Here is a 20,717-nt window from a genome sequence, read left to right as displayed (position 1 = left end):
CATGCGCTGGTCGGCCGGGTTGTGCGTGGTGTTCGCGCTGGTGGCGCTGGGAGTTCCGCCGGTAGCGGCGGATTCGGCCCTGATCGGGGCTCCGGGGCTGGGTGATCCGTACTATCCGCTGGATGGGAACGGCGGCTACGACGTCACCCACTACGACGTGTCGATCGACTACGAACCCGGTGCTCACCATCTGCGCGGCACGGCCCGCATCGACGGCCGCGTCACCCAGCCGCTGGCACAGTTCAACCTCGACTACAGCGGACCCGAGGTGCTGATGGTGACCGTCAACGGTCAGCCCGCGGGGTTCGCGCACGACGGTGAGCACGAGCTCGTGGTCACGCCACTGCTACCGCTGCCGCCGGGTCTGCCGATGCGGGTCATCGTCGACTACGCCGGCGCGGCCGCCGACACCGAGGGCGAAGGGTGGACGCACGCGCCCAACGGTGGTGCGTTCGCCGTCGGCGAGCCGCACAGCGCGAGCACCTGGTACCCGCTCAACGACACCCCCTTGGACAAGGCGACCTTCACGCTGCACGCCACGGTGCCCGCCGACTGGGAGGTCATGTCGATCGGCGACCGCACCGAGCACGTGGTGCGCGACGGTCGGTTGCACACCACGTGGGAGACACGACAGCCCACGATCGGCTACCTGACCACGGTCGCGGTGGACCACTTCACCTTCCTCGAACAGCGGCGCGCGAACGGCACCGCGGTGCTGAGCGCGTTCGCGCCGGAATCCGACGGCAATCGCGAAGACGAGCAGCGGCTGCCCGAAATCCTCGACTTCCTCGAAAGTCTCTACGGTCCATACCCGTTCGATGTGGCCGGTGGGATCTATGTGGATACCGAGCTGCCGTTCTCGCTGGAGACCCAGACCCGGCCGACCTACGCGCCGTGGACCGATCTGAACACCGTGGTGCACGAGCTGGCCCATCAGTGGTGGGGCGACACCATGTCGGTGCGGCACTGGTCCGACATCTGTCTCAACGAATGCTTCGCCAGCTACACCGCCGACTACCTGTGGCCGGAGCGGATCGACCATGCCGATGTGGACACCGAGTATCGCGAGACCATCGCGCAACACCTCGACGATCCCAAGTTCTGGAAGATCGCGCTGGCCGCGCCGGGCGCGGGCGACGAATTCACGTCCGTCTACTATCGCGGGCCGCTGTTCCTGCACGCCCTTCGCAAGTTGCTCGGTGAGGACGTGTTCTTCGCCGCGATCAAGGATTTCGTGAACGCGCATCGCGACGGCCACGCCTCGATGCCGGAGTTCCGGGAGTTCCTGCAGAGCCGGACCTCGATGCCGCTGGGCGAGTTCCTGGCCGAATGGCTGGACGGGACGAGACCGCCGCGCGACGCGTTCCTCTACCCGGGCACCCTGCACCCCTAGTCGTCGGTGAGCCGAGCGCGGGCGCGCTCGACCCAGCGCTGCATGCGATCGAATTGACTACGCGCGGCGGTGAATTCGCCGCGCGCTCGATGTTCGGCGGTGTGGGCGAAGTGGCGTTGCTGCTCCGCGTGCTCGAGTTCGGCGCGGAGTTCGGCGATGCGGGTTTCGATCTCGTCGAGGTCGGACTTCGCCTGCGTGGCAGCGGCTTCGGCCTCGTCGCGATCGGTGCGGGCGGCTGCCAGGCCGGATTCGGCGTCGTCGAGTTCCTGCTGGGCCTGCGCGCGACGCTCGGCTTCGGTGTCCTTCGGGGCCGAGCGGGGTTTGCTCGCACGCTTGGGGGTGGCCTTGCCGCCGGTGATCGCGACCAGACCGGCCGGGCCGAAGCCGTCATAGGTGACCGTGGTGGGCAGCACTCCGGCGCGAACCAGATCGGCGACATCGGGGTCGGCCAGCGCCGCGGTGAGGGTCTGACCGATCTCGCGCAGCACCTGTTCACTCGCCGGGCGATCGTGCTCGGCGGCCAGTTCGGCGGCGCGCTTGGTCATCGCGTTCACGACCTGTTGACGCTGGCTGCCCAGAGCGCGCAGCTTGTCGCCGGAGAGCTGACGCTGGGCCGACCGCAGGGCGTCGCCCAGATCGAGCAGGGCGGCGATCTCCTGCGGTGCGTGCCGGGCCAGCAGGTTCACCGTCCAGGCCGCGACCGTGGGTTTGCGCAGGGCGGTGATGGCTTTGGCCAGGTCGCGGTCGCCGTCGGCGCGGGCCTGGGCGGCGCGTTCGGCGCGGGTCGACACGAAGTCGCCGGGGTCGAGGGTGTACAGCTCGCCTGCGACGTCGTCGAGGGTCATCTTGTCGTCGAGGGTCATCTTTGTGATGGTAGACAGGTTGCGCTACGGGGGAGCGCGGGCGCGGGGCACTTGGGTATCGTCACCGGCGGTTGTGTTCACCCTGAACCGTTCGGTGAGTGAGGTTTTCAGTGATTTTCCCGGAGAAGCGGCTGTTGGCGCGGATCGTGCTCGGGCCGGTGGCCGCGATGGCCCTGGTCGGAGCGGTGGTTTCGTGCTCCTCCGATGATTCGTCGTCGGCCGGTGCTGTCGCGGTGGGGTCGTGCGTGGAGGTCAGTGACAACGCTGCCGACGCGATGAAGGCGACGGTCGGCGACTGCTCGTCGGCGAAGTCGAACTACCGGATCGTGAAGGTCGGGGCAGACTGCGCCGCCGACAACGCCGCGTTCAACGGCACGGTCGGGGACGCGAAGAGCACGCTGTGCCTGGCGCCGAATTTCGCCGAAGGCAGCTGCTACGCGGAGGCGGGGAAGCGGCCCGCGGAGTCGGTCGACTGTACGGCGGCCGAGGCTTCGTTCAAGGTGGTCAAGCGGATCGACGGGCAGACCGACGAACTGCTGTGTGGCGCGGACGCCACGCAGTTCCGGACGGTTCCCGACCCGAAGACGACCTTCTGCCTGGCCAAGCCCTAATCGAGCAGGGCCACCGACGCGATGCGGTGGAGGGTGAAATGGCGGGTCGCCCCGCTCACCGGGTCCACCGCGTCCAGTTGGCCGTTGCCTACCCGCAGCGGCTCGACCACCCGCTGGGTGGCCACGCCCTGGGCGTCCACGTAGCCGATGTTCACCGGTCGGCCGACCCTCGCCGCCAGCTGGAGCAGCGCGAGGGTGGCCGCGGTGCCGGTGCGGGTGCCGTCGGTGCGCACCGAGCGACCGGTGCGGGCGCCCGCGGCGCGTTCACCCGCGCGGAGTTCGGTGACCAGCTGGGCGAGCTGGTCGTCGTTCGGTGGGGTCGGGCGGTAAGGCCTGCGGGCCAGCGGGCGGACCGAAATCCGCGCGCCGCGGGGACGCAGGTCGACGATGGTGCCGCCGGAATCCTCGCCCGCGGGGGCGAAGCCCGCCTTGCGGAGCTGGTCGAGCATCTCGGCCAGGGGCGCCAGGGCAATCGCCACGGTGGGGGCGATAGCGCGCAGCGCCAGGGTTTCGGCCACGGGTGCGGCGAGGACCTGGGCCAGCAGCGCCGGGTCGTCGCTGCGCAGGAACGACTGGGCCATGCCCACCCTGAGCTGGCCGTGGCGACGCGCGACGTCGTCGATGAGATAGGTCAGCGACTGCGGCACGGGAGTGCGGGAGTGGGTGGCGAACAACGCGTGCAGTTCGGCGGCGGTGAGGCCGGCGTCGAGCGCGCGGCGGACCGTGGCGTCGCTGACCCGGTACACGGTTGCGGCGCCCGCTGATTCGACATCGGCGACCAAGGCGATCTTGGCGCGCAGTTCCGGTACCAGCGGACCGGGGGCGATCACCGTGAGGTCGGCCTGGACCAGGACGTGGTCGACCGGTTTCGGCAGCGCCGCGGCCATTTCCGATTCGGCGTCGGCGACAGAACCGTGCAGCAGGGCCCGGCCCGCCGAGTCGAGGGCGCCACGGCCGAGCAGGCCGACGACTGCCGCCTCGGCGAGGGTCGCGGTGACGGCATCGAGGCGGAAATGCCTGCGCCGGCGTGGCATTCGCCAAGCCAGCAGTTTGCCGATGTCGGCGGGAGTCACCGCGGTACCGGTCGGATACTCGGCGAGCAGGCCGAGGATCGCCGCACGATCGCGCACCGCATGGGGCACGCGCAGCTCCGCGGACAGGGCCGCGATCGGCTTGTCGGCGGCGTCGCGCAGGCCGATCATCCACGGCATCCGATCCAGCTCCAGCCACGCCTGCGCGAGTGTCACCCAGCGGGTCGCGGGCGGGGCGTCGAGCCAGGAATCCGCGGCGGGCGTCGGGGCCCAGAAGTCGTCGGTGGAGTCGAGGTCGGGGGTCGGTTCGGGCAGGCCCTTCTCGACGAGTTTCGCGGCGGCCAGCAATTCGAGCAGCAGGCCGGTGCGTTGTTCGTCGATGCCGGTCTGCTTGGCCAGCCTGCGCAGTTCGCGCACGCCGAGTCCGCCCGCGCGCAGGGCGGGGGCGGGCAGCGCGCCGAGCGCGTCGATGAGGTCGCCCGCATCGCGCAGCAGTTCGCCGACTTCACCCGCGCCGACGGCGTTCACCTCGGTGGCGGCGTTCTTGACGAGCGTGGGTTTGGGTGGGGCGAGCGCGTGCGGGTCGGTGACGGGTTCGCCGCGCAGAATCTGGCCCACGGTGACGGGCAACTCCACGGTCTCGTCGTCGATCCGGTGCAGCAGCCGGGCGGCGAGCAGGCGCGGCACGGGCCGGGCAGGATCGGTGCCGGGTGCGGCGTCCCTGGTGCGACCGCGGGGGCCGGTGGTGGCGAGTTTGTCCAGCAGCGCGCGTTCGGGCGGGCTCGCCGTAGCCAGCGCGGCCGCTACCTCGGGCTCGGTGAGCGCGTCGGGCAGCGCTGTCGTCGCGCCCAGCGGCCAGGGCAGGGCTTCGGCGGCGCTGGGTGTGAGGTCGAGGTCGTCGCCGATCTGCCACACGAGGGCGCGGTCGAGCAGGCGGGTCAGCGCGGCGGTGAGCGCGGTCTTGGTGACGCGATCCTTGAGCTGCGCGTGCAGGGTGGTGCGAGTCAGCGGCGTGAGTTCGGCGCCGATCGTGCGGGCGTCCTCGTTGGCCGTCAGCGCCTCGATGATCGCGAACTCGAGGGTGTCCAGATCGTCGGCGGCACGCAACACCGATGCGCGCTGCTGAGCGCGCACGGCGAGCACCGACATCGACGCGGGCAGTGGTACCGCCAGGTCGGGCCGCAACTGCAGCAATTTCACCAGCTGGGCATCGGTGCGCGCACCGAGCCAATCGGCGAGAGAGTCTGTCGCGATCACCGATCGAGCCTACGTGGTTGGGTATGCCAGAATGAGCCGGTGGTGAACAAATCGAAGAAACCCTACGTCGACAACGGCTGGCCCGAGGTGGCCGACGGCGAGCACGCCGTGACCGAACTGTCGTCGACCCGCGCCGGTAATCTCTCGCCTTTCGGTGAGGACACCGAGTTTCCCGTCCCGGCCGCGACGCTGCCGTACGTACACCCCCAGACCACCATCAACCGGGTGTAATTCGGACGAGAAAGACAAGAGCCCGCATCCTCGAGGATGCGGGCTCTTGTTGTGTATGCGGGCGATCAGGAGGGCAGCAGACCCTTGTTCGCCTGGAAGAAGTCGATCACGGCCGGGTCCAGCTGAGAACCCTTGGCGGAGTTGACGAAGTCGAGAGCCTGCTGCGGCACGGCGATGCCCTGCTGCTGCACGACGGTGAGTGCGCGGTCGACGGCCGAGAACACTTCCTGGCTCGGATCCTGGACCTGCGGCACGGTGACCTGAGGAGCCCAGCTCGGCGCCGAGGGAGCGACACGCTCGGACGGTCCGCTGCTCAGACCCAGCTGCGAGGAGCAGGAGGGCCAAGCGCCCCAACCCTGGGAAGCGAGAACCTTTTCGGCGACCACGATCTGCTGTTCGCGGGTGGCCTGGTTGGCGGAGGCGGCGTACTCGCCACCGCCGTGTGCGGTCCAGGTGGAGGGCGAGAACTGCAGCCCACCCTGGAAACCGTTGCCGGTGTTGATACCCCAGTTGCCGCCGGCTTCACACTGTGCGAGGCGATCCCAGTCGGAGTCAGGGGCCGCGCTGGCGTTTCCTGCGAGGGCAGCGGCTGCGGTGCCGAAGATCGCGCCGGTGACGGCGACCTTGGCAGCAGTGCGCCCGGTGGAAGTCGGCTTGCGGTGGCGTCCACTCATATCGGGTTTCTTCCTCTCGTTCGCACCTGCATGTGGCCCGGACTGAGAGGTCTCCCGGTCCGCCCTCATCCCTTGTTTCCAATCGGGGTCCGGTACCCGCGGGGTGAGGTTCGGTGCGGCGGGCCGGTGGTTCCGGGGGTTACCCCGGCTGAGAGAAACGGTACGACGGTCAGCGGCGAATGTCACTATTTGGTAACCGGCGGGTCCCGGTGGGTCTCGGGGTCGTCTCAGGGTGATCCCTGATGTGTCCGCGCAGGTAGTCGCGGTGCCGAATGTGCGCGACAGCTGTGCGCTCACTTCGTGACCGCGCCGTTATGTGACGAAGGTCACATGTTTGGCTGGATGATATTCGGTGGGGTATTCGGTTGACGCGTCAACGCGCGCGTCGGCCCGACCACAACGCGAAAACCAGCGCGAGCAGGAAGCCGACGGGTGCGAGCATCGCCAGGCCGTAGAGCCACAGCCCCGGATCGCTGTCGGACACGATCGGCGTCACGAAGATCGCGATCACCGCCAGAATTCCGGTACCGAACAGGACGAGGGCCACGTGCAGCAGGCGATCGCCGGAGCGTCGCGGACCGGGCGAGGCCGGATCTGGTGAATTCGTCACCGATGAACCGTAAAACTGATGTGCTCGCGATATAGCCACCGGGGTAGACTCGCAGCACATCGCGTCCCGCCTTGTTGGGGGGCGCGTTCTTTTCGCGACAAGCAAGATTGTGTAACCCGGGCCACAAGGGTTCGGGTGCCGAATGATGAACGGGTGAGCGCAGTGCCGACCGGCCGGGTGAAGTGGTACGACGTCGAGAAGGGCTTCGGCTTCCTGTCTCAAGACGAGGGCGAGGACGTCTATGTCCGCTCGTCCGCGCTGCCCGAGGGCGTCGAGGGACTCAAGCCCGGACAGCGTGTCGAATTCGGCATGGCCGCCGGTCGCCGTGGGCCGCAGGCGCTCAGCGTGACGGTGCTCGAGGCGCCGCCGACCGTCGCCCGCGATCGTGACCGTGGGCAGGCGCCCGCACGCAAGGACGCCGGGCCGCGCAAGTCGCCCGACGAACTGCACGGACTGGTCGAGGACATGATCACGCTGCTGGAGAGCACCGTGCAGCCGGATCTGCGGCGGGGCAAGTACCCGGATCGCAAGATGTCCCAGCGTATTTCCGAGGTCGTGCGGGCCGTGGCTCGCGAACTCGACCACTGACGGTTTCGCGAAACCGGCCCCGAACGAATGTCGTTCGGGGCCGGTTCCGTTTCGGGCTCAGGACTCGCGAGGTTCGGGCTCGGGAGTGACGATCGACCAGGCGGCGTGCGGGATATAGCTTTCCTGCCCGGTGGCGATGTCACGGGCCAGGATCGGCAGCTGCACTTCGATGCCGATCAGGCGCAGGTCCGGTTCCGGCTTCGACTCGATGGTGAGTGCCCTGGCGCGGTCCGGGTAGTCGGCGAAGCTGAGCACCCGGTCCAGCTGCTCGCCGCTGGGGCGCTGGTAGATCAGCTGGATGAGCCAGGGCGATTCGGCGACCGCGTCGGGCAGCGAGAGCTGTACGGGTTCACCGGCGGGGACCTCCAGCGGCGTGGTCTCGCCGTACCGGCAATTCTCCATCCGCACCGTGCAGTACATGAACGGGTCGACAGTGATGGTCGTGCCGTGCGCGTACGCGGTGAGCTGCGGGGTGTGCGCGGGCGCCTTCGATACCGCCACCCCCACCCACACCGCGGTCACCGCGACGACCGCGAACAGTCCGGCCGCGACCAGCGCGACGATCGTTCGAGCGTTGAGCTTGCTCACCAGGTGGGGTCTCCTGTCCCTCTCGGATGGGTGTTGGGCACTTCCTGCTCGACGTGCTGGGGGCGGTTGCCGCCCAGACCCGGCAGCAGCGAGTGCCCGGTATAGCTGACGAACGTCTGGAGCAGTCCGGCCAGCAGGATCACGCTGATCAAGGCGAAACCCTTCCAGTATTCGATCGGCATCAGCACGCCGGCCGCCCCGCCGACGACCCAGCTCAGTTGCAGCACGGTCTCCGAGCGTCCGAACCCGGACGCGATCGATTCCGGCGGGAGATCGTCCTGGATGGCGGCATCGAGGGAGACCTTCGCGAGCGCGCTGGCCGCGGAGGCCACCAGTGCGGCTACGGCGGCGCCGAACAGATTCCCGGTGAACGCGGCGAACAGCGCGACCACCGCGCACGCGCCGGTGCAGCCGAGCACCACCGGCGACGGCCTGCCCAATTGCAGCCGGGCGCCGGTCGCGTTGCCGCCGAAGTTGCCGATGGCCGCCGCGGCGCCGACCAGGCCGAGCATCGCCGCCTGTTCGCTGGGACTGCCGCCCGATCCCTTGGCGACGAAGGCGATGTAGAAGGTGAGGAAGCCGGTGAGCACGCGAATCGAGCTGTTGCCCCACAGGCCGGTCACCACGGCGCGGCCCAGCGGCTGACGCCGTTTGCGCGGCGGCACCGCGGACTGCTCGCCGCGGTGGATAACCTCGGTGTGCGCGTCGGGGCCGTGGTAGGTCAGCGTCGCGGGGACCTCTCCCTCGGTCACCTCGACCCAGCGCGGAATACGCAAGCTGAGGAACACCCCCGCGACGGCGATGCCGGTGGCGAAGATCAACGCGCCGGTGGAACCCGCGATCAGGGCGGTGAGCGCGGCCAGGGCGCCCGCGCCGATGGTGCCGCCGACCAGGCCGAACACGGTCAGCCGGGAATTGGTACGCACCAGGTCGATATCCGGTGGGAGCACGCGTGGCGTCACCGCGCTCTTGAGCACGGCGAAGGATTTCGAGCCGACCATCATGCACAGGGCCAGCGGATACAGGCCCCAGGTGTCGATGTTGAAGATCAACAGCAGCGCGAAGCCCGCGCGCAGGCCGAAGGTTGTCGCCAGCGCGAGCCTGCGTCCGCGTTGCAGCCGGTCGAGCAGCGGGCCGATCAGCGGCGCGATCAGCGCGAACGGCGCGATGGTGATCAGCAGGTACAGGGCCACCTTGGTTTTGGATTCGGCGGTGGCGCTGGCGAAGAACAGGGTGTTGGCCAGGGCGACCGCGATCGCGGCGTCGAGCGCGAAGTTCGCCATGGTGGCGTAGGTGAGCGCGGTCAGGCCGGACTGGTCGGCGCCGTCGGCCTTGGCGGCGCGCTGGAAGGTGGCGATGCCGCGTTCGGTGAGTTCGCGGCTGCGCATGGCGGCTACGCGGGTGACGGTGAGTTTCCGGGGGACGCGCTGGTTGACCTGGTCGTCGACGCCTTCGTCGCGAGGAAAGGGACGGGTACCCGCCGGGCCGGTGTCGTCCCCGGGGAGGTCGGAGCGTCCTTGCTCGTCGCCGGGGGCAGGGGGTCGGCCCCGATCGTCGACCGGCGGCCCGTCGTGCGGATGCTCGGCGCGTGGTGCGGCCGGTCGGCCCCGATCGTCGAAGGGCGGACGCCGCTTGGGGTAGTCGTCCGGTGTGCGTCCGGCGGGCGCCGCGTTCGGCACGGGCGTGGTCGGGGCGGCCGGGTCGACGGGGCGGTGGCGTCGGAACAGGCTTTTCGACCGGACCGTCGGCGGCTCGGCGGGCAGCGGTCGTTCGGGCCGGGGGAAGACCTTGCGCGGTGCGCGCGGCGGGTACTGCCCGTAGCCGGGGTGTGGGTCGGCGGCAGTACCGTCCCGGCGACCACGGTCAGGACCGGATGGATCGCGGGGCGTAGTCACAAGTCCAATTCTGTCGCACTCGGGCGGCGCGTGTTCACTCGCGCCGCGGCAATGTCGGCCACACCCGGGTTATTTCCCGACGAAACGCACTTCGAACATGCGCGGCCAGTACTTGCCGGTCAGCAGGAACCGATCGGTGCCGGGCAGGTGAGCGATGCCGTTGAGCACATCGGTGCCCGCCCGTTCGGCGGGGGTGAGCAGTCCGCCCGCCTCGATGACGGCGAGAATCCGGCCGGTCTCGGGATCGATGTGCAGAATCTCGTCCGTCGGGTAGTTGTTCGCGTAGACCGTGCCGTCTTCCGCGCAGTCCAATTCGTTCGGCTTCGGATCGCGGTAGCCGGACAGCGTCACCGAACCGGTCTGCGCGAAGGTCACCGGGTCGCGGAAGGTGAGCGTGCCGGTGCCGTCGCTCATCACCAGCCGCTGTGGCTGTGCGCACAATCCCCAGCCCTCACCCTGATAGTCGGCGCGACCGGTCTCGGCCAAGGTGACCGGGTCGCGGGCGATGGCGAAACCGTCCTGCCAGGTCAACTGCCACACGATCGCGCCCGCCCTGGTCAGGCCCTCGCCGAACACGCGACCAGGCAGGTCGACGCGCGCTGTTTCGGCGCCCGTGCGCTGGTCGGCGGCCCGCGCGGTCGACACGCCCCACATTCCGGTGCTCTCGTAACGGACGCCGTCGACCACTTCCAGACCCTGGGTGAAGGCCTGCGGATCGTGCGGTGACGAGCCGATCACTTCGACTCGTAACCGCGTCGGTCCGGGCTCCTCTGGACCGCTACAAGCCCCCGCGCCGAGCACACTGACCAGCACTGCGACGGCCAACGAACTGCGATTGCACTTCATACGGCAAAATGTATGCCGTGAGCGCAGTATCTGTTTCGGAGTCCGGCGTGCGTCCCGTTCTGGCCGACGCGGCCGAGGTCGCACGTCGTGCGCTCGTCGCGTTGGAACCCGACGGGGTAGGAGTCCATCTGGGGGTGAGCGCCGAGGACGACACCGCGGCCACCCACCGGTTCGAGGCGACCCTGCCCGGCTACCGCGGCTGGCAGTGGGCCGTCGTGGTCGCCGCGCCCCCCGGCGCCGACCACGCGACGGTGAGCGAGTCGGCGTTGCTGCCTGCCCTCGACGCCCTGATCGCCCCCGACTTCGTCCCGTGGGAACAGCGGGTCCGCCCCGGCGACCTCGGCCCCGGCGACCTGCTCGCCGCCCCCGCCGACGACCCCCGTCTCGTTCCCGGCTACGTCGCCACCGGCGATCCGGTGATCGACGAGGTGGCCCGCGAGGTGGGCCTCGGCCGCGTCCAGGTGCTCAGCCTCGAAGGCCGCGCCGACGCCGCCCAGCGCTGGTTCACCGAGTTCGGCCCCGACACCGAGATGGCCAAGGCCGCCCCCGGCACCTGCGGCATGTGCGGCTTCTACCTGCCGCTGGCCGGCGCCCTGCGCGAGTCCTTCGGTGTCTGTGGCAACGCGATGGGTGCCGACGGCCACGTCGTCCACATCGAATACGGCTGCGGCGCCCACTCCGACGTGGTGGCACCCAGCGGCAACGGATCCCCGCTGTACGAGGCATTCGACGACCACGCGGTGGATTTCGTCGAGATCGTCCGCCCGGCTGTCGAGGACGCGATCGACAAGGCCACATCCCAGGCCGCTGGCGCGGACTCGGCAACAGAGGCCGCGGCGGAGATGTCTGCCGACGCCCCGGCATCAGCGGTCCCGACGACCGGCGCGGACTCGGCATCAGCGGCTGCGGCCCCGGCGACCGGTGAAGACTCCGCGTCGGAGACCGCGTCCCAGGCGACGGCCGAAGTGGTCGACCAGGTCGAGGCCGAGCCTGCCGGCGCCGACCCCGCGACGACGGTCGTGGAGGTTGTCGCCGAGACTTCCGCCGACCCGGCGATCGAGGTCGTGGAGGTAGCGGCCGAAACGGTCGCCGCCGTCCCGCCCACCTCGGACCCCGAGACCGAGCCGAGTTCCGCGGACTCGCTGACCGAGGTCGGCGAAGCCGCGGCGGAGCAGGCAGGCGACCGGCAGGAAACCGCCGAGGCCGAAGCGGTCGCCGCCGCGGACGCTGAGCGTCACGCGCTCACCGAAGGCGCCCTGCCGGAGTCGGCCGATGAGGTCGTCACCGCCGAAATCGCCTCGGACACCGGGGTTCTGACCGAGACTGTTTCGGCCGAACCTGCCGCCGAGGCCGAACTCGCCGTCGGCGACGAATCAGCCACCGCTGAGACCTCGGCCGCTTCGGATGCCGAGAGCTCTTCGGGCGTATCGGACGAGGTAGCGACTGCTGCCGACGCGGTCGCGGAGGCTGCACCTGCCGCCGAGACTGTGTCGGGCGCGGAGGCTTCCGCCGAGGGTGAGGCTGCGGTGTCGGGCGCGGAGGCTTCCGTCGAGGGTGAGGCTGCGGTGTCGGGCGCGGAGGCTTCCGTCGAGGGTGAGGCTGCTGTGTCGGATGCGGAGGCTTCCGCTGAAGGCGAGGCTGCGGTTTCGGGCGATGCGGGATCCGGTGAAGCGGCGGAGTCGGCTGATCTGAGCGAGCACGGATCGTCGGTGTCGCGCTGAACGGAGCGGGTGACCCGTTCGGTACCGCGGAGCTGCGGGCCGGAGTACTTGCCGCGTGGCGGGATTCGCCGACGCGGTTACGCGAGGACAGTGCCAGCGAGGCGGATCTGGTGGCCGCGGGCTACCGGGACCGGCTGCTCACCGAGCTCGCGCAGAACGCGGCCGACGCCGCGGCGAAGGCCGGTGTCGCGGGTGAGCTGATCGTGCGGGTGCTGGACGGGCGGCTGCACGTCGCGAACACCGGTGCGCCGCTGAGTGTTTCCGGCGTGCACGCGCTGACGGCACTGCGTGCCTCCGGAAAGGCGGGCGCCGCCCAGGTCGGTCGCTTCGGTGTCGGCTTCACCGCGGTGCGGTCCGTGGGCGACGAGATCGAGGTCCGCTCGACGACCGGATCCCTGCGCTTCTCCCGCGTCGCCACGCTGAACGCCTTGCACGACACGGGCATCGGCATCCCCGACAACCTGACGACAATCGCGCCCCCGGTCCTGCGCCTGGCCTGGCCGGTGCCGACCACCCCACTCGCGGGCACCGACACCGAGATCGTCGTACACCTGCGCGACGACATCGACCTCGCGGCCCTACTCGACGCCATGCGAGCCGAGGCCCCCGACCTCCTCCTGGAACTACCGGCCCTGCAGCGCATCCGTATCGACACGGACGAATTCACCAGCGCGGTAACTGTTCTCGCCACCAACGCCCAACCTGCTGACGCTATTCGTTCCAACGCCGCCCAGACAACCGACGCTACTGCCGCCGCCTCCACAGACGCCGCCGCCGCTGACGCTGCCGTCGATGCGACCGCTACAGCCGCTGCCGTCGACGCCACAGCCACAGCCACAGCCGCGGACGCCGCAGCCGCAGCCGCAGCCGCAGCCGACGGACGTGACGCCCCACGCGAGCTCGACGCCAACGTGTCCCACGCCGACCGCCCCGGCACCCTCTCCCAGCTGACGATCACCCTCCCGTCCGGCGCGCGCCGAGTGTGGTGGCAGTACCGCACTCCCCGAGCCCGCTGGCTACTCCCACTCCGTCACGGTCGCCCCGTCGCGACTGCCCCGGATGTCCTGCGCGCCCCGACTCGATCCGACGAGGAACTCTCTCTCCCCGCGATCCTGGTCGCCGATATCCCGATGCAGCCCGACCGCCGCCGCCTCCTTCCCGGCGCCCGCATCACCGAATTGGCCTCCGGATACGCGGATTTCGCCCGCGCGCTCCCACCCCGGGACCGTCTCGTCCTGGTCCCCACGCCCGGCTTCGCCCGCAGCGAAGCGGACGCGATCCTCCGCGAAGCCGTGATCGCCGAGCTTCGTACCAACCCTTGGCTCCCGGTGTGCGCCACGCGCGAGCAGGCCACAGCCGATCCGTCGGACTTCCCGGAGCCCGGCTCGCCGGTTTCATCTGAGAATCGCCACCCGCCAGGACACTTCGGAACCGACGATGCCGGGCAGAACAGCGCTCCCGACCTCGGGGACCTCTTCGCGTCGGACGAACCAGGCACATCCGGCCATGGCGTCACGACACGATCAGGGCGCGGCGCGTCGGCTTCGGATGACCTCCCGGATCTGGCGGCTCTCTTCGCATCCGACGATGCCGAAGCGACCGGCGGCGATGGATCCCCTCTCGCCTCGGGTGAATCCGCACCGCACAGCGATCCTTTCGCCCCGGAAGAGCCCACCTACGAACCGGTCGCAGCGGACGCGCCGTGCAGCACACCCACCCGCGCGAGCGTATTTCCCGATCTCACACCGGAATTGGCCGCGATCCTCGCCGAGATCACCGGACCGCTGGTGATTCCGGAGCTGTCCGGCCGTGCCGGTCAGGACAAGCTGGCGGTGCTCGACGTCCATCGGCTCGGACCGGCCGCGGTGGCCGAGCGGACGAGCGGACTGGAACGTGAACCACGGTGGTGGCGGCGGTTCTACGCCGCCCTGGAACCGTTCGTCGTCGATACCAGGACCGCCGAGGAATTCGGCGCGCTGGCCGTGCCGCTGACCGACGGGCGGCTGGTCACCGGTCCGCGGACCGTGGTGCTCGATGATCAGCTCACGGTGGCCGTGCCGGTGCACTGGGCGCGCCTGGTGCACCCGGACGCCACGCACCCGCTGCTCGGTCGGCTGGGGGCCCGCAGCGCGAGTTCGGATGACCTGCTCACCGATCCGGCCCTGCGCGATCTGCTCGAGCAGGATCCGGCCGACCCGGACACGGTCGCCGCGGTGCTCCAGCTGGCGCCCTTCGCCTCCCACGGCTCGCTGCCCGACTGGCTCGGCCTACTCGAATTGCCCGACGAAACAGGCGAGCTGAGCCCCGCCGACGAACTGCTGCTGCCCGGCGCCCCGCTCGCCGAGGTTCTGGCATCCGACGCCCCCTTCGGCACCGTCGCCGACGCCGCCGTCGCCGAGTACGGCGAGCAGGCCTTGCGCGCGATCGGTGTCGGCTGGGGTTTCGCGGTGCTCACCGATCCGGAACCGGTCGGCCCCGATCACGACCTCGACGCCGAACAGTCCTGGTGGGACAGCCTTTCCGAAGACCCCCGCGAGCTCGTCGCGGTCCGCGATCTCGACCTGGTCGACGAAGACCGCTGGCCGCAAGCGCTGCGCCACTTGCTGTCCGAGCCGCGCACCCGTGCCCTGCTGGCCGATCGCGACGGCTACACCGCCTGGTGGTTGCACCGCCACGCCCAGATCGACGGCATTCCGTTGGGTCGGCTCCACCACCCCGACGACGACGAATTCGACGGACTTCTACCGGTATTCGCGGCTGTCGGCATCGAAGGCCCCGATCTCGATGCGCTGCGCCCCGTTCTCGTGCGCCCGGACATCATGTCCGCCGCGCTGGCCGAGGAACTCCTCGACGCGCTGGCCGATCCGTCGAAATCCCCTGCCCCCGAGGTGATCGCCCGAACCAATGCCCGTCTGGCCGCCGCGGTCGCGTCCGGCGTCCTCGATCCGCGCGAACTGGATCTGCCCGAGCAGATCCGCGCACTGTCCGGCGACGTCGTCGACGCGAGTACCGCCATGGTTCTCGACCAGCCCTGCTTCGGCCTCGTTGTCCCCCCGGAACGCCTCGTGGTCGGCGACACGGCACACGCGGACGCGTTGGCCTCCCTGCTCGACCTTCCGCTGGTTTCGGCGGAGGTCAGTGCCGAGGTGCTCGGCACCGGGCGCCGAAGTACCTGGGCCGCGGAGCCTTTGGGTGTGGTGCTGCGTCAGCTGTGGTCGCCGCAGGACGTCACCGGCGAGCTGGTGCTGCACGAAACCCTCGAAGTGCATCTGCGCGGGGCGATCTCGGGCACTGTCCACGTCCCGTGGTGGTGCGAGGGCGACGTGACCCACGTACAGGCGCCGCGCGGCTGATCTATTCCGCGTGCGTGGCGACCATCTCGGCGAGCAGATCGAGCTGAACCTGCACGGACTCGCTGTCGTCATCGACCAGCCACCGCAGCACGATCCCGTCGATCACATTGAGGATGAACCGGCTCAGCGTCGCCACCGGGGTGTTCCATCGCGTCTCGGTCGCCTCGCTGCAATGGTTGATCACATCGGCGACGGTGCTGTCGTTGAACCCGTACTGCTCGCGGGCGATCGCCAGCTTGGCCGGCGTCGATTCGCCCTCGCGCAGCGCGTAGGTGGTGGTCTCGTAGGTCAGCAACTGCCGTTCGGGAGTGGCTTCGATGTTGCGCCACATCAGTTCCAAACCGCGGCGCACCAATTTCTGAAGTGCTTCTTTTCCTGTTCCTGCGTCTTCCCATACCGTTTCATCGGCATCGACGGAATCGCGCAATTCCATCGAGAGCGCTTTGACCAGCTCGGTCATCAGCGCGTCCTTGTTTTCGAAACAGTAATGCACCACACCTAGCGAGACGCCTGCCGCTTGGGCGACATCGCGCGTGGTCACGCCCGCCACGCCCTTTTTCTCGGCGAGACCGATCGCTGCCTCGATCAGGTGGGCTCGTCGTTCTTCGACGCTCAATCGGGAGGACACTGTGCGAGTTAAGCGCTCACGCCACGAACAGTCAATTCGCCGGTCCGCCAGAAAATCCTGGACATTTGACCAGTTGATGTGGTTGTCTCCGAAATGGAAGTTGCGAAGGAGTCGCCCGATGTCCCTGTCCCGCCGCACTATGCTCACTGTCTCGGCACTGGGTGCCACGGCACTGCCCGTCATCTCGCAGAGGGGAATGCCGGTCGCCCACGCGAATCCCGAGGGATTCGAATTCGGGCTCGGTAGCGCCGATCTCACGGGCCCGGCCGCGGAATGCGGCATGATGGGCTACTCCCAACTCGAACAGACAACCGCGGGAATTCATCTGCGCCCCCGCGCGCGTGCGTTCGTCATCGGTGCGCGCGGATTTCGGATCGCGTTCGTCGCGGTGGAGAACGGCGCGGTGTTCGCCTCGGTGCACGGCGCGGTGCTGCTCGCGCTCGCCCGCCGTTTCGGTGACCGGTATTCCGAGCGGAATGTCGTTCTCACCTCCACGCACACCCACGCCAGTTGTGGCGGTTCCGCGCACGACTACGCCTACACGCTGGCGACGCTGGGATTTCAGCAGCAGGTCTTCGACGCCGAGGTCGACGGAATCGTCGAGGCGATCGTGGCGGCCGACGCGGACTTCGCCCCGGGCGCCATCAGCCTGGGGCGCGCAGAACTCCACGACGCCAGTGTCAACCGCTCGCGCGTGGCCTTCGAGCGCAATCCGGCCGCCGATCGCGCGGTCTTCCCCGACGCGATCGACCCCGCGGTGACCACGTTGGTGTTCGCCAGACAAGGTCGTCAGGTCGGCGCGCTCAGCTGGTTCGCCACCCACAACACCTCGATGACCAACGCGAACCGCCTGATCAGCTCCGACAACAAGGGCTACGCGAGCTACGCCGCCGAGCACCTCGAGCACGGCGTCCGCCACCTCGACGGCGCCGGCTTCCTCGCCGCGTTCGCGCAGACCAATGCCGGTGACATGTCGCCCAATCTCGGCCTCACGCCCGGCAACGGACCGACCACCGACGAGTTCGACAACACCAGGATCCTGGGCGAACGCCAGCATCACGCGGCGAAAGAGGCGGCGGCGCAGGCCGCCGTACAGCAGGCCGAGGTCGCCTCGATGCTCTGCTACATCGATCTCGCCGCGCTCACGATCGACGGCCGCTTCACCCCCGACGGCGCCCCGCGACGCACCTCCCCGGCCGCGGCGGGCGTCTCGCTGGCGGCGGGCAGCGTCGAGGACGGTCCCGGCCTGCCCGGCGGCCCGATCCCCGAAGGCGTGCGCAATCCGATGGTCGACTTCCTCGGCGGCATCGACCACCCGCACCCCGCCTGGCTCGCCGACGCCCAGGCGCCCAAGGCGATCTTCGCCCCGCTCGGGCTGATGCCGCCCGTACCGTGGGTTCCGAATGTGGTGCCGATCCAGCTGATTCGCATCGGTGACCTGTATCTGGCCGCCGCGGGCGCGGAATTCACGATCGTCGCCGGGCTGCGGGTGCGCCGCGCGGTGGCGGCAGCGCTCGGCGTCGAGCTGGAACAGGTGCTGCTACAGGGCTATTCGAACAGCTACCACGAATACGTCACCACCCCCGAGGAATACGACTCGCAGCAGTACGAGGGCGCTTCGACGCTGTTCGGCCGCTACACGCTGTGCGGGTATGTGCAGGAATTCACCAGACTGGCTGCGGCGTTCGCCGCGGGTCAGCAGGTCGGGCGCGGTCCGGCGCCGCGCGATGTCTCCGCGCTGCAACCGAACTTCGCCGCCGCGCCAGGGCCCGACGCGACCCCGCCCGGCCGTGGTTTCGGTGACGTCCTGATCCAGCCGGCAGCCTGTCGACGCGGCGAACAGGCGGCTGTCGAGTTCGTCTCGGCCCATCCGAAACACAATCCGCGCCGCGGTGACACCTTCCTGCACGTGCAGCGAAAGACCGCGACGGGCTGGGATCGGGTGGCCAACGAAGGTGAATGGGACGTCCGCTTCCACTGGCGCACAGCGGGCGCCTCGGTCTCGATCGCCCGCTTCACCTGGGATATCCCCGCGACGGCCGAACCCGGCGTGCACCGATTCGTGCACTACGCCGACGCGCTGGGCGCCGACGGCACGCTTCGCCCGGTTATCGGGACCAGCGACGAATTCGCGGTGAGTTAGTCGGTGTCGAGGCCCACCTGGGCGCCCTTGTCACCGCGCCGCGCGGAACGCCGCTGCAACAGGAAGATCGACGACCCCAGCACGCCCACCACGAGCCCCATCAGGCACACCGGGCGGGCATCGGCCCAGCTCGCGTTCATCCACACGGCCGCGGTCGCGATGACCCACAGGGCGAAGCCACCCAGCACCACGGGGCGTGGGTCGACCAGGAATCGGGGCAGTTGCGGTATCTCGGGACTGACAGGTCCGGCGTCCATACCCAAACAGTAGCCGTGTGAAACCCGTCAGCACAGCCGGATTTACCGTAGAGTTCTGCACTGTGACAATGCCATCGGACGTCCGTGCCCTGGCCGGTGACCTTTCACTGGCCGTCGTGCGGCTCACGAGACACCTGCGCGGACGCCGTTCCGACGCGCAGATCTCGCTTACTCAGCTGTCGGCTCTGGCGACGCTGGCTCGTGATGGCGCGATGACGCCCGGCGCGCTGGCAGGCAAAGAACGCGTGCAACCACCGTCGATGACCCGTGTCATCGCCTCGCTCGCCGACCTCGCCCTGGTCCAGCGCCGCCCGCATCCGACCGACGGCAGGCAGATCATCGTCTCGCTCTCGCCCGCCGGTCGCGCGCTGATCGCCGACGAGACCAATGCCCGCGAGGTGTGGATGACCGGTCAGCTCGCCGGACTGCGCCCCGAGCAGATCGCCGTGCTCGGGGAAGCCGTCGGCATCATGAACCAGATCGTCGCCGAATCGGAGTGATCAGCTCGATTGCCGCGCCGCGTCGGCCGAGACCACGTCATGGCCGAGCGGGAACAGCGACAGCGGCACCAGCTTGAGATTCGCCCAGGCGAACGGCAGACCGATGATCGTCACCGCCAGCGCGATGCTGGTGAACACATGGCCCAGCGCCAGCCACCAGCCCGCAAAGACGAACCAGATCACGTTGCCGATCAGCGAGCCCGCGCCCGCACCGGGTTTGTCGACGACGGTGCGGCCGAACGGCCACAGCACGTACCCGGCCAGGCGTAGCGAGGCGATCCCGAACGGGATGGTGACGATCAGGATGAAACAGATCAGTGCCGCGAGCAGGTACCCCAGTGCCATCCAGAACCCGCACAGCACCACCCAGAGCACGTTCAAGATCAACTGGACAATCTTCATGCTTCCAGCATGCCAGGATTAGCCGGTGGCCGAAGTGATCGATATCGACGACCCCACCGACCCGCGCGTCGACGACTTCCGTGACCTGTCCAATGCCGACCGCAGGCCGGATCTGCCGGGCCGAAAAGGCCTGGTCATCGCCGAGGGCGTAGTGGTCGTGCAGCGGATGCTCGACTCGCGTTTCGCGCCCAGCGCCCTGCTCGGCGTCGGGAAGCGCTTCGAGACCCTCGAAGGCGATCTGGCCGATCGCGATCTGCCGTACTACCGCGCGAGCGCGGAGGTGATGGCCGAGGTGGTCGGCTTCCATCTCAATCGCGGCGTACTCGCCGTGGCGCCGCGTCCGGCGGAGCTCACCGTCGACGAGGTGCTCGACGGCGCCCGCACGGTGGCGGTCCTGGAGGGCGTCAACGACCACGAGAACCTGGGTTCGATGTTTCGCAACGCCGCCGGGCTCGGCGCGGACGCGGTGCTGTTCGGCGACCGGTGCGCCGATCCGCTCTATCGGCGGGCGGTACGGGTGTCGATGGGGCATGTGCTCCGGGTGCCCTTCGCGCAACTGCCGCAGTGGCCGGCGAGCCTGGACCTCGTGCGGGACAAGGGTTTCCAGATCATCGCGTTGACGCCGAACCCCGCGGCGGTGAACCTGGCGACGGCGATGACGGGGGAGAAGGTGGCGCTGCTGCTCGGCGCCGAAGGGCCCGGCCTGACCGAAGAAGCCATGCGCGCCACCGATGTTCGCGCGCGCATCCCGATGTCACCCGGAACCGATTCGCTCAACGTCGCGACCGCGGCGGCGATGGCGTTCTACGAACGAGTGCGCACGTCATGAGCAAGGAATGTGAGGGACCGTATCGGGCGCAAGCGGATTCGGTGCCATGGGCGGCCGGCTGCACCGTGGTCGTGCTGGTCGCGCTGCTCGGCGGGGTCGCGGTCTACGCCTTCGGCTGCGCGCTGGCCGCGGTCAATCCGCTGCTGGCGATCGGGGTGAACGTGGTGGCGGCGATCGGGGTGGCGCCGACCGCGTGGCGGTGGCGGTTCACGCCGGTGGTGCGGTGGGTGCTGGCCGGTGCGGCCGCGGCGGTGGTGCTCGGCTGGATCGCCGTGATCGTCTACCAGCTCAGCTGAC

General features: G+C 69.4%; 19 protein-coding genes and 1 pseudogene. 10 read left to right on the top strand and 10 right to left on the bottom strand.

What is annotated here, in order from left to right; all coding sequences use genetic code 11:
• Position 1 precedes the first annotated feature (1 nt).
• Positions 2–1,393 (top strand): M1 family metallopeptidase, encoded by a 1,392-nt coding sequence (locus tag ACFQ9R_RS12270; RefSeq protein ID WP_378990515.1) that lies wholly within the window; start codon positions 2–4, stop codon positions 1,391–1,393.
• On the opposite strand, the gene ACFQ9R_RS12265 is transcribed toward ACFQ9R_RS12270, so the two are convergent.
• Positions 1,390–2,238, bottom strand: coding sequence for a hypothetical protein (locus tag ACFQ9R_RS12265; protein ID WP_378990793.1), 849 nt, complete (start codon positions 2,236–2,238; stop codon positions 1,390–1,392). The genes ACFQ9R_RS12270 and ACFQ9R_RS12265 overlap by 4 nt on opposite strands.
• A 116-nt stretch (positions 2,239–2,354) precedes the next feature.
• On the opposite strand from ACFQ9R_RS12265, the gene ACFQ9R_RS12260 reads away from it, so the two are divergent.
• Positions 2,355–2,867 (top strand): hypothetical protein, encoded by a 513-nt coding sequence (locus tag ACFQ9R_RS12260; protein WP_378990514.1) that lies wholly within the window; start codon positions 2,355–2,357, stop codon positions 2,865–2,867.
• Here ACFQ9R_RS12260 and ACFQ9R_RS12255 read toward each other — a convergent pair.
• Complete coding sequence (locus tag ACFQ9R_RS12255) at positions 2,864–5,155, bottom strand: helicase-associated domain-containing protein (RefSeq protein ID WP_378990512.1); 2,292 nt, start codon at positions 5,153–5,155, stop codon at positions 2,864–2,866. The two genes, ACFQ9R_RS12260 and ACFQ9R_RS12255, sit on opposite strands and share 4 nt — an antisense overlap.
• Before the next feature lie 39 nt (positions 5,156–5,194).
• Between ACFQ9R_RS12255 and ACFQ9R_RS12250 the strand changes: the two genes are divergently transcribed.
• Positions 5,195–5,386 (top strand): hypothetical protein, encoded by a 192-nt coding sequence (locus ACFQ9R_RS12250; protein WP_056818634.1) that lies wholly within the window; start codon positions 5,195–5,197, stop codon positions 5,384–5,386.
• A 65-nt stretch (positions 5,387–5,451) separates the two neighbouring features.
• Here the strand turns inward: ACFQ9R_RS12250 and ACFQ9R_RS12245 are convergent, their stop codons facing one another.
• Together ACFQ9R_RS12245 and ACFQ9R_RS12240 are read right to left on the bottom strand one after the other, a co-directional pair.
• The gene (locus tag ACFQ9R_RS12245) at positions 5,452–6,060 is read right to left on the bottom strand and encodes a transglycosylase family protein (protein ID WP_378708683.1); all 609 of its coding nucleotides are present in this window, start codon (positions 6,058–6,060) and stop codon (positions 5,452–5,454) included.
• A 373-nt stretch (positions 6,061–6,433) separates the two neighbouring features.
• A complete protein-coding gene (locus ACFQ9R_RS12240; RefSeq protein ID WP_378990511.1) occupies positions 6,434–6,670 on the bottom strand; it encodes a hypothetical protein in 237 nt (78 codons plus the stop codon).
• 162 nt (positions 6,671–6,832) lie between these two features.
• Between ACFQ9R_RS12240 and ACFQ9R_RS12235 the strand changes: the two genes are divergently transcribed.
• Positions 6,833–7,258 carry a cold-shock protein gene (locus ACFQ9R_RS12235; RefSeq protein ID WP_358071059.1) on the top strand — a complete coding sequence of 142 codons (426 nt, stop codon included), beginning with the start codon at positions 6,833–6,835 and terminating at the stop codon, positions 7,256–7,258.
• Between the two features lie 57 nt (positions 7,259–7,315).
• On the opposite strand, the gene ACFQ9R_RS12230 is transcribed toward ACFQ9R_RS12235, so the two are convergent.
• The 3 genes from ACFQ9R_RS12230 to ACFQ9R_RS12220 all read right to left on the bottom strand — a co-directional run bounded on the left by ACFQ9R_RS12230 (position 7,316) and on the right by ACFQ9R_RS12220 (position 10,587).
• Positions 7,316–7,846, bottom strand: a complete 531-nt coding sequence (locus ACFQ9R_RS12230) for a DUF2771 domain-containing protein (RefSeq protein ID WP_378990510.1) — start codon at positions 7,844–7,846, stop codon at positions 7,316–7,318.
• Complete coding sequence (locus ACFQ9R_RS12225) at positions 7,843–9,741, bottom strand: MFS transporter (RefSeq protein WP_378990509.1); 1,899 nt, start codon at positions 9,739–9,741, stop codon at positions 7,843–7,845. The genes ACFQ9R_RS12230 and ACFQ9R_RS12225 overlap by 4 nt, the downstream gene beginning before the upstream one ends.
• Positions 9,742–9,810: 69 nt before the next feature.
• Positions 9,811–10,587 carry a glutaminyl-peptide cyclotransferase gene (locus ACFQ9R_RS12220; protein ID WP_378990508.1) on the bottom strand — a complete coding sequence of 259 codons (777 nt, stop codon included), beginning with the start codon at positions 10,585–10,587 and terminating at the stop codon, positions 9,811–9,813.
• 8 nt (positions 10,588–10,595) lie between these two features.
• Here ACFQ9R_RS12220 and ACFQ9R_RS12215 point away from each other — a divergent pair.
• Together ACFQ9R_RS12215 and ACFQ9R_RS12210 are read left to right on the top strand one after the other, a co-directional pair.
• A pseudogene (locus ACFQ9R_RS12215) lies at positions 10,596–11,492 on the top strand (DUF3027 domain-containing protein); the annotation flags it as partial.
• 812 nt (positions 11,493–12,304) lie between these two features.
• On the top strand, positions 12,305–15,661 hold the full coding sequence (locus ACFQ9R_RS12210; RefSeq protein WP_378990792.1) for a sacsin N-terminal ATP-binding-like domain-containing protein: 3,357 nt from the start codon (positions 12,305–12,307) through the stop codon (positions 15,659–15,661).
• Between the two features lies 1 nt (position 15,662).
• Here ACFQ9R_RS12210 and ACFQ9R_RS12205 read toward each other — a convergent pair whose 3' ends face one another.
• Positions 15,663–16,427 (bottom strand): TetR/AcrR family transcriptional regulator, encoded by a 765-nt coding sequence (locus ACFQ9R_RS12205; protein WP_378990507.1) that lies wholly within the window; start codon positions 16,425–16,427, stop codon positions 15,663–15,665.
• Between ACFQ9R_RS12205 and ACFQ9R_RS12200 the strand changes: the two genes are divergently transcribed.
• On the top strand, positions 16,408–18,432 hold the full coding sequence (locus tag ACFQ9R_RS12200; protein ID WP_378990506.1) for a neutral/alkaline non-lysosomal ceramidase N-terminal domain-containing protein: 2,025 nt from the start codon (positions 16,408–16,410) through the stop codon (positions 18,430–18,432). The genes ACFQ9R_RS12205 and ACFQ9R_RS12200 overlap by 20 nt on opposite strands.
• On the opposite strand, the gene ACFQ9R_RS12195 is transcribed toward ACFQ9R_RS12200, so the two are convergent.
• Positions 18,429–18,689, bottom strand: coding sequence for a DUF2530 domain-containing protein (locus ACFQ9R_RS12195; RefSeq protein ID WP_378990504.1), 261 nt, complete (start codon positions 18,687–18,689; stop codon positions 18,429–18,431). The genes ACFQ9R_RS12200 and ACFQ9R_RS12195 overlap by 4 nt on opposite strands.
• 68 nt (positions 18,690–18,757) lie before the next feature.
• Between ACFQ9R_RS12195 and ACFQ9R_RS12190 the strand changes: the two genes are divergently transcribed.
• Complete coding sequence (locus ACFQ9R_RS12190) at positions 18,758–19,189, top strand: MarR family winged helix-turn-helix transcriptional regulator (RefSeq protein ID WP_378990790.1); 432 nt, start codon at positions 18,758–18,760, stop codon at positions 19,187–19,189.
• Here the strand turns inward: ACFQ9R_RS12190 and ACFQ9R_RS12185 are convergent, their stop codons facing one another.
• Positions 19,190–19,591, bottom strand: coding sequence for a YccF domain-containing protein (locus ACFQ9R_RS12185; RefSeq protein ID WP_378631982.1), 402 nt, complete (start codon positions 19,589–19,591; stop codon positions 19,190–19,192).
• 25 nt (positions 19,592–19,616) lie between these two features.
• Here ACFQ9R_RS12185 and ACFQ9R_RS12180 point away from each other — a divergent pair, with 25 nt between their 5' ends.
• Together ACFQ9R_RS12180 and ACFQ9R_RS12175 are read left to right on the top strand one after the other, a co-directional pair.
• Positions 19,617–20,420, top strand: coding sequence for a TrmH family RNA methyltransferase (locus ACFQ9R_RS12180; RefSeq protein WP_378990503.1), 804 nt, complete (start codon positions 19,617–19,619; stop codon positions 20,418–20,420).
• Positions 20,417–20,716 (top strand): DUF2537 domain-containing protein, encoded by a 300-nt coding sequence (locus tag ACFQ9R_RS12175; protein WP_378990502.1) that lies wholly within the window; start codon positions 20,417–20,419, stop codon positions 20,714–20,716. Before ACFQ9R_RS12180 ends, ACFQ9R_RS12175 begins: the two co-directional genes overlap by 4 nt.
• Position 20,717 lies beyond the last annotated feature (1 nt).

It is taken from the genome of Nocardia sp. NPDC056541, from assembly GCF_042794235.1.
In the GTDB taxonomy this organism is placed as follows: Bacteria; Actinomycetota; Actinomycetes; order Mycobacteriales; family Mycobacteriaceae; genus Nocardia.
This window is presented reverse-complemented; position numbering and strand designations above follow the sequence as displayed.

What these genes read in the sequence shown, in the direction of transcription:
- ACFQ9R_RS12190 (WP_378990790.1), top strand. Translation starts at nt 18,758, where the DNA reads ATGCCATCGGACGTCCGTGCCCTGGCCGGTGACCTTTCACTGGCCGTC.
- ACFQ9R_RS12245 (WP_378708683.1), bottom strand. Translation starts at nt 6,060, where the DNA reads ATGAGTGGACGCCACCGCAAGCCGACTTCCACCGGGCGCACTGCTGCC.
- ACFQ9R_RS12270 (WP_378990515.1), top strand. Translation starts at nt 2, where the DNA reads ATGCGCTGGTCGGCCGGGTTGTGCGTGGTGTTCGCGCTGGTGGCGCTG.
- ACFQ9R_RS12200 (WP_378990506.1), top strand. Translation starts at nt 16,408, where the DNA reads ATGTCCCTGTCCCGCCGCACTATGCTCACTGTCTCGGCACTGGGTGCC.
- ACFQ9R_RS12265 (WP_378990793.1), bottom strand. Translation starts at nt 2,238, where the DNA reads ATGACCCTCGACGACGTCGCAGGCGAGCTGTACACCCTCGACCCCGGC.
- ACFQ9R_RS12185 (WP_378631982.1), bottom strand. Translation starts at nt 19,591, where the DNA reads ATGAAGATTGTCCAGTTGATCTTGAACGTGCTCTGGGTGGTGCTGTGC.
- ACFQ9R_RS12195 (WP_378990504.1), bottom strand. Translation starts at nt 18,689, where the DNA reads ATGGACGCCGGACCTGTCAGTCCCGAGATACCGCAACTGCCCCGATTC.
- ACFQ9R_RS12175 (WP_378990502.1), top strand. Translation starts at nt 20,417, where the DNA reads ATGAGCAAGGAATGTGAGGGACCGTATCGGGCGCAAGCGGATTCGGTG.
- ACFQ9R_RS12220 (WP_378990508.1), bottom strand. Translation starts at nt 10,587, where the DNA reads ATGAAGTGCAATCGCAGTTCGTTGGCCGTCGCAGTGCTGGTCAGTGTG.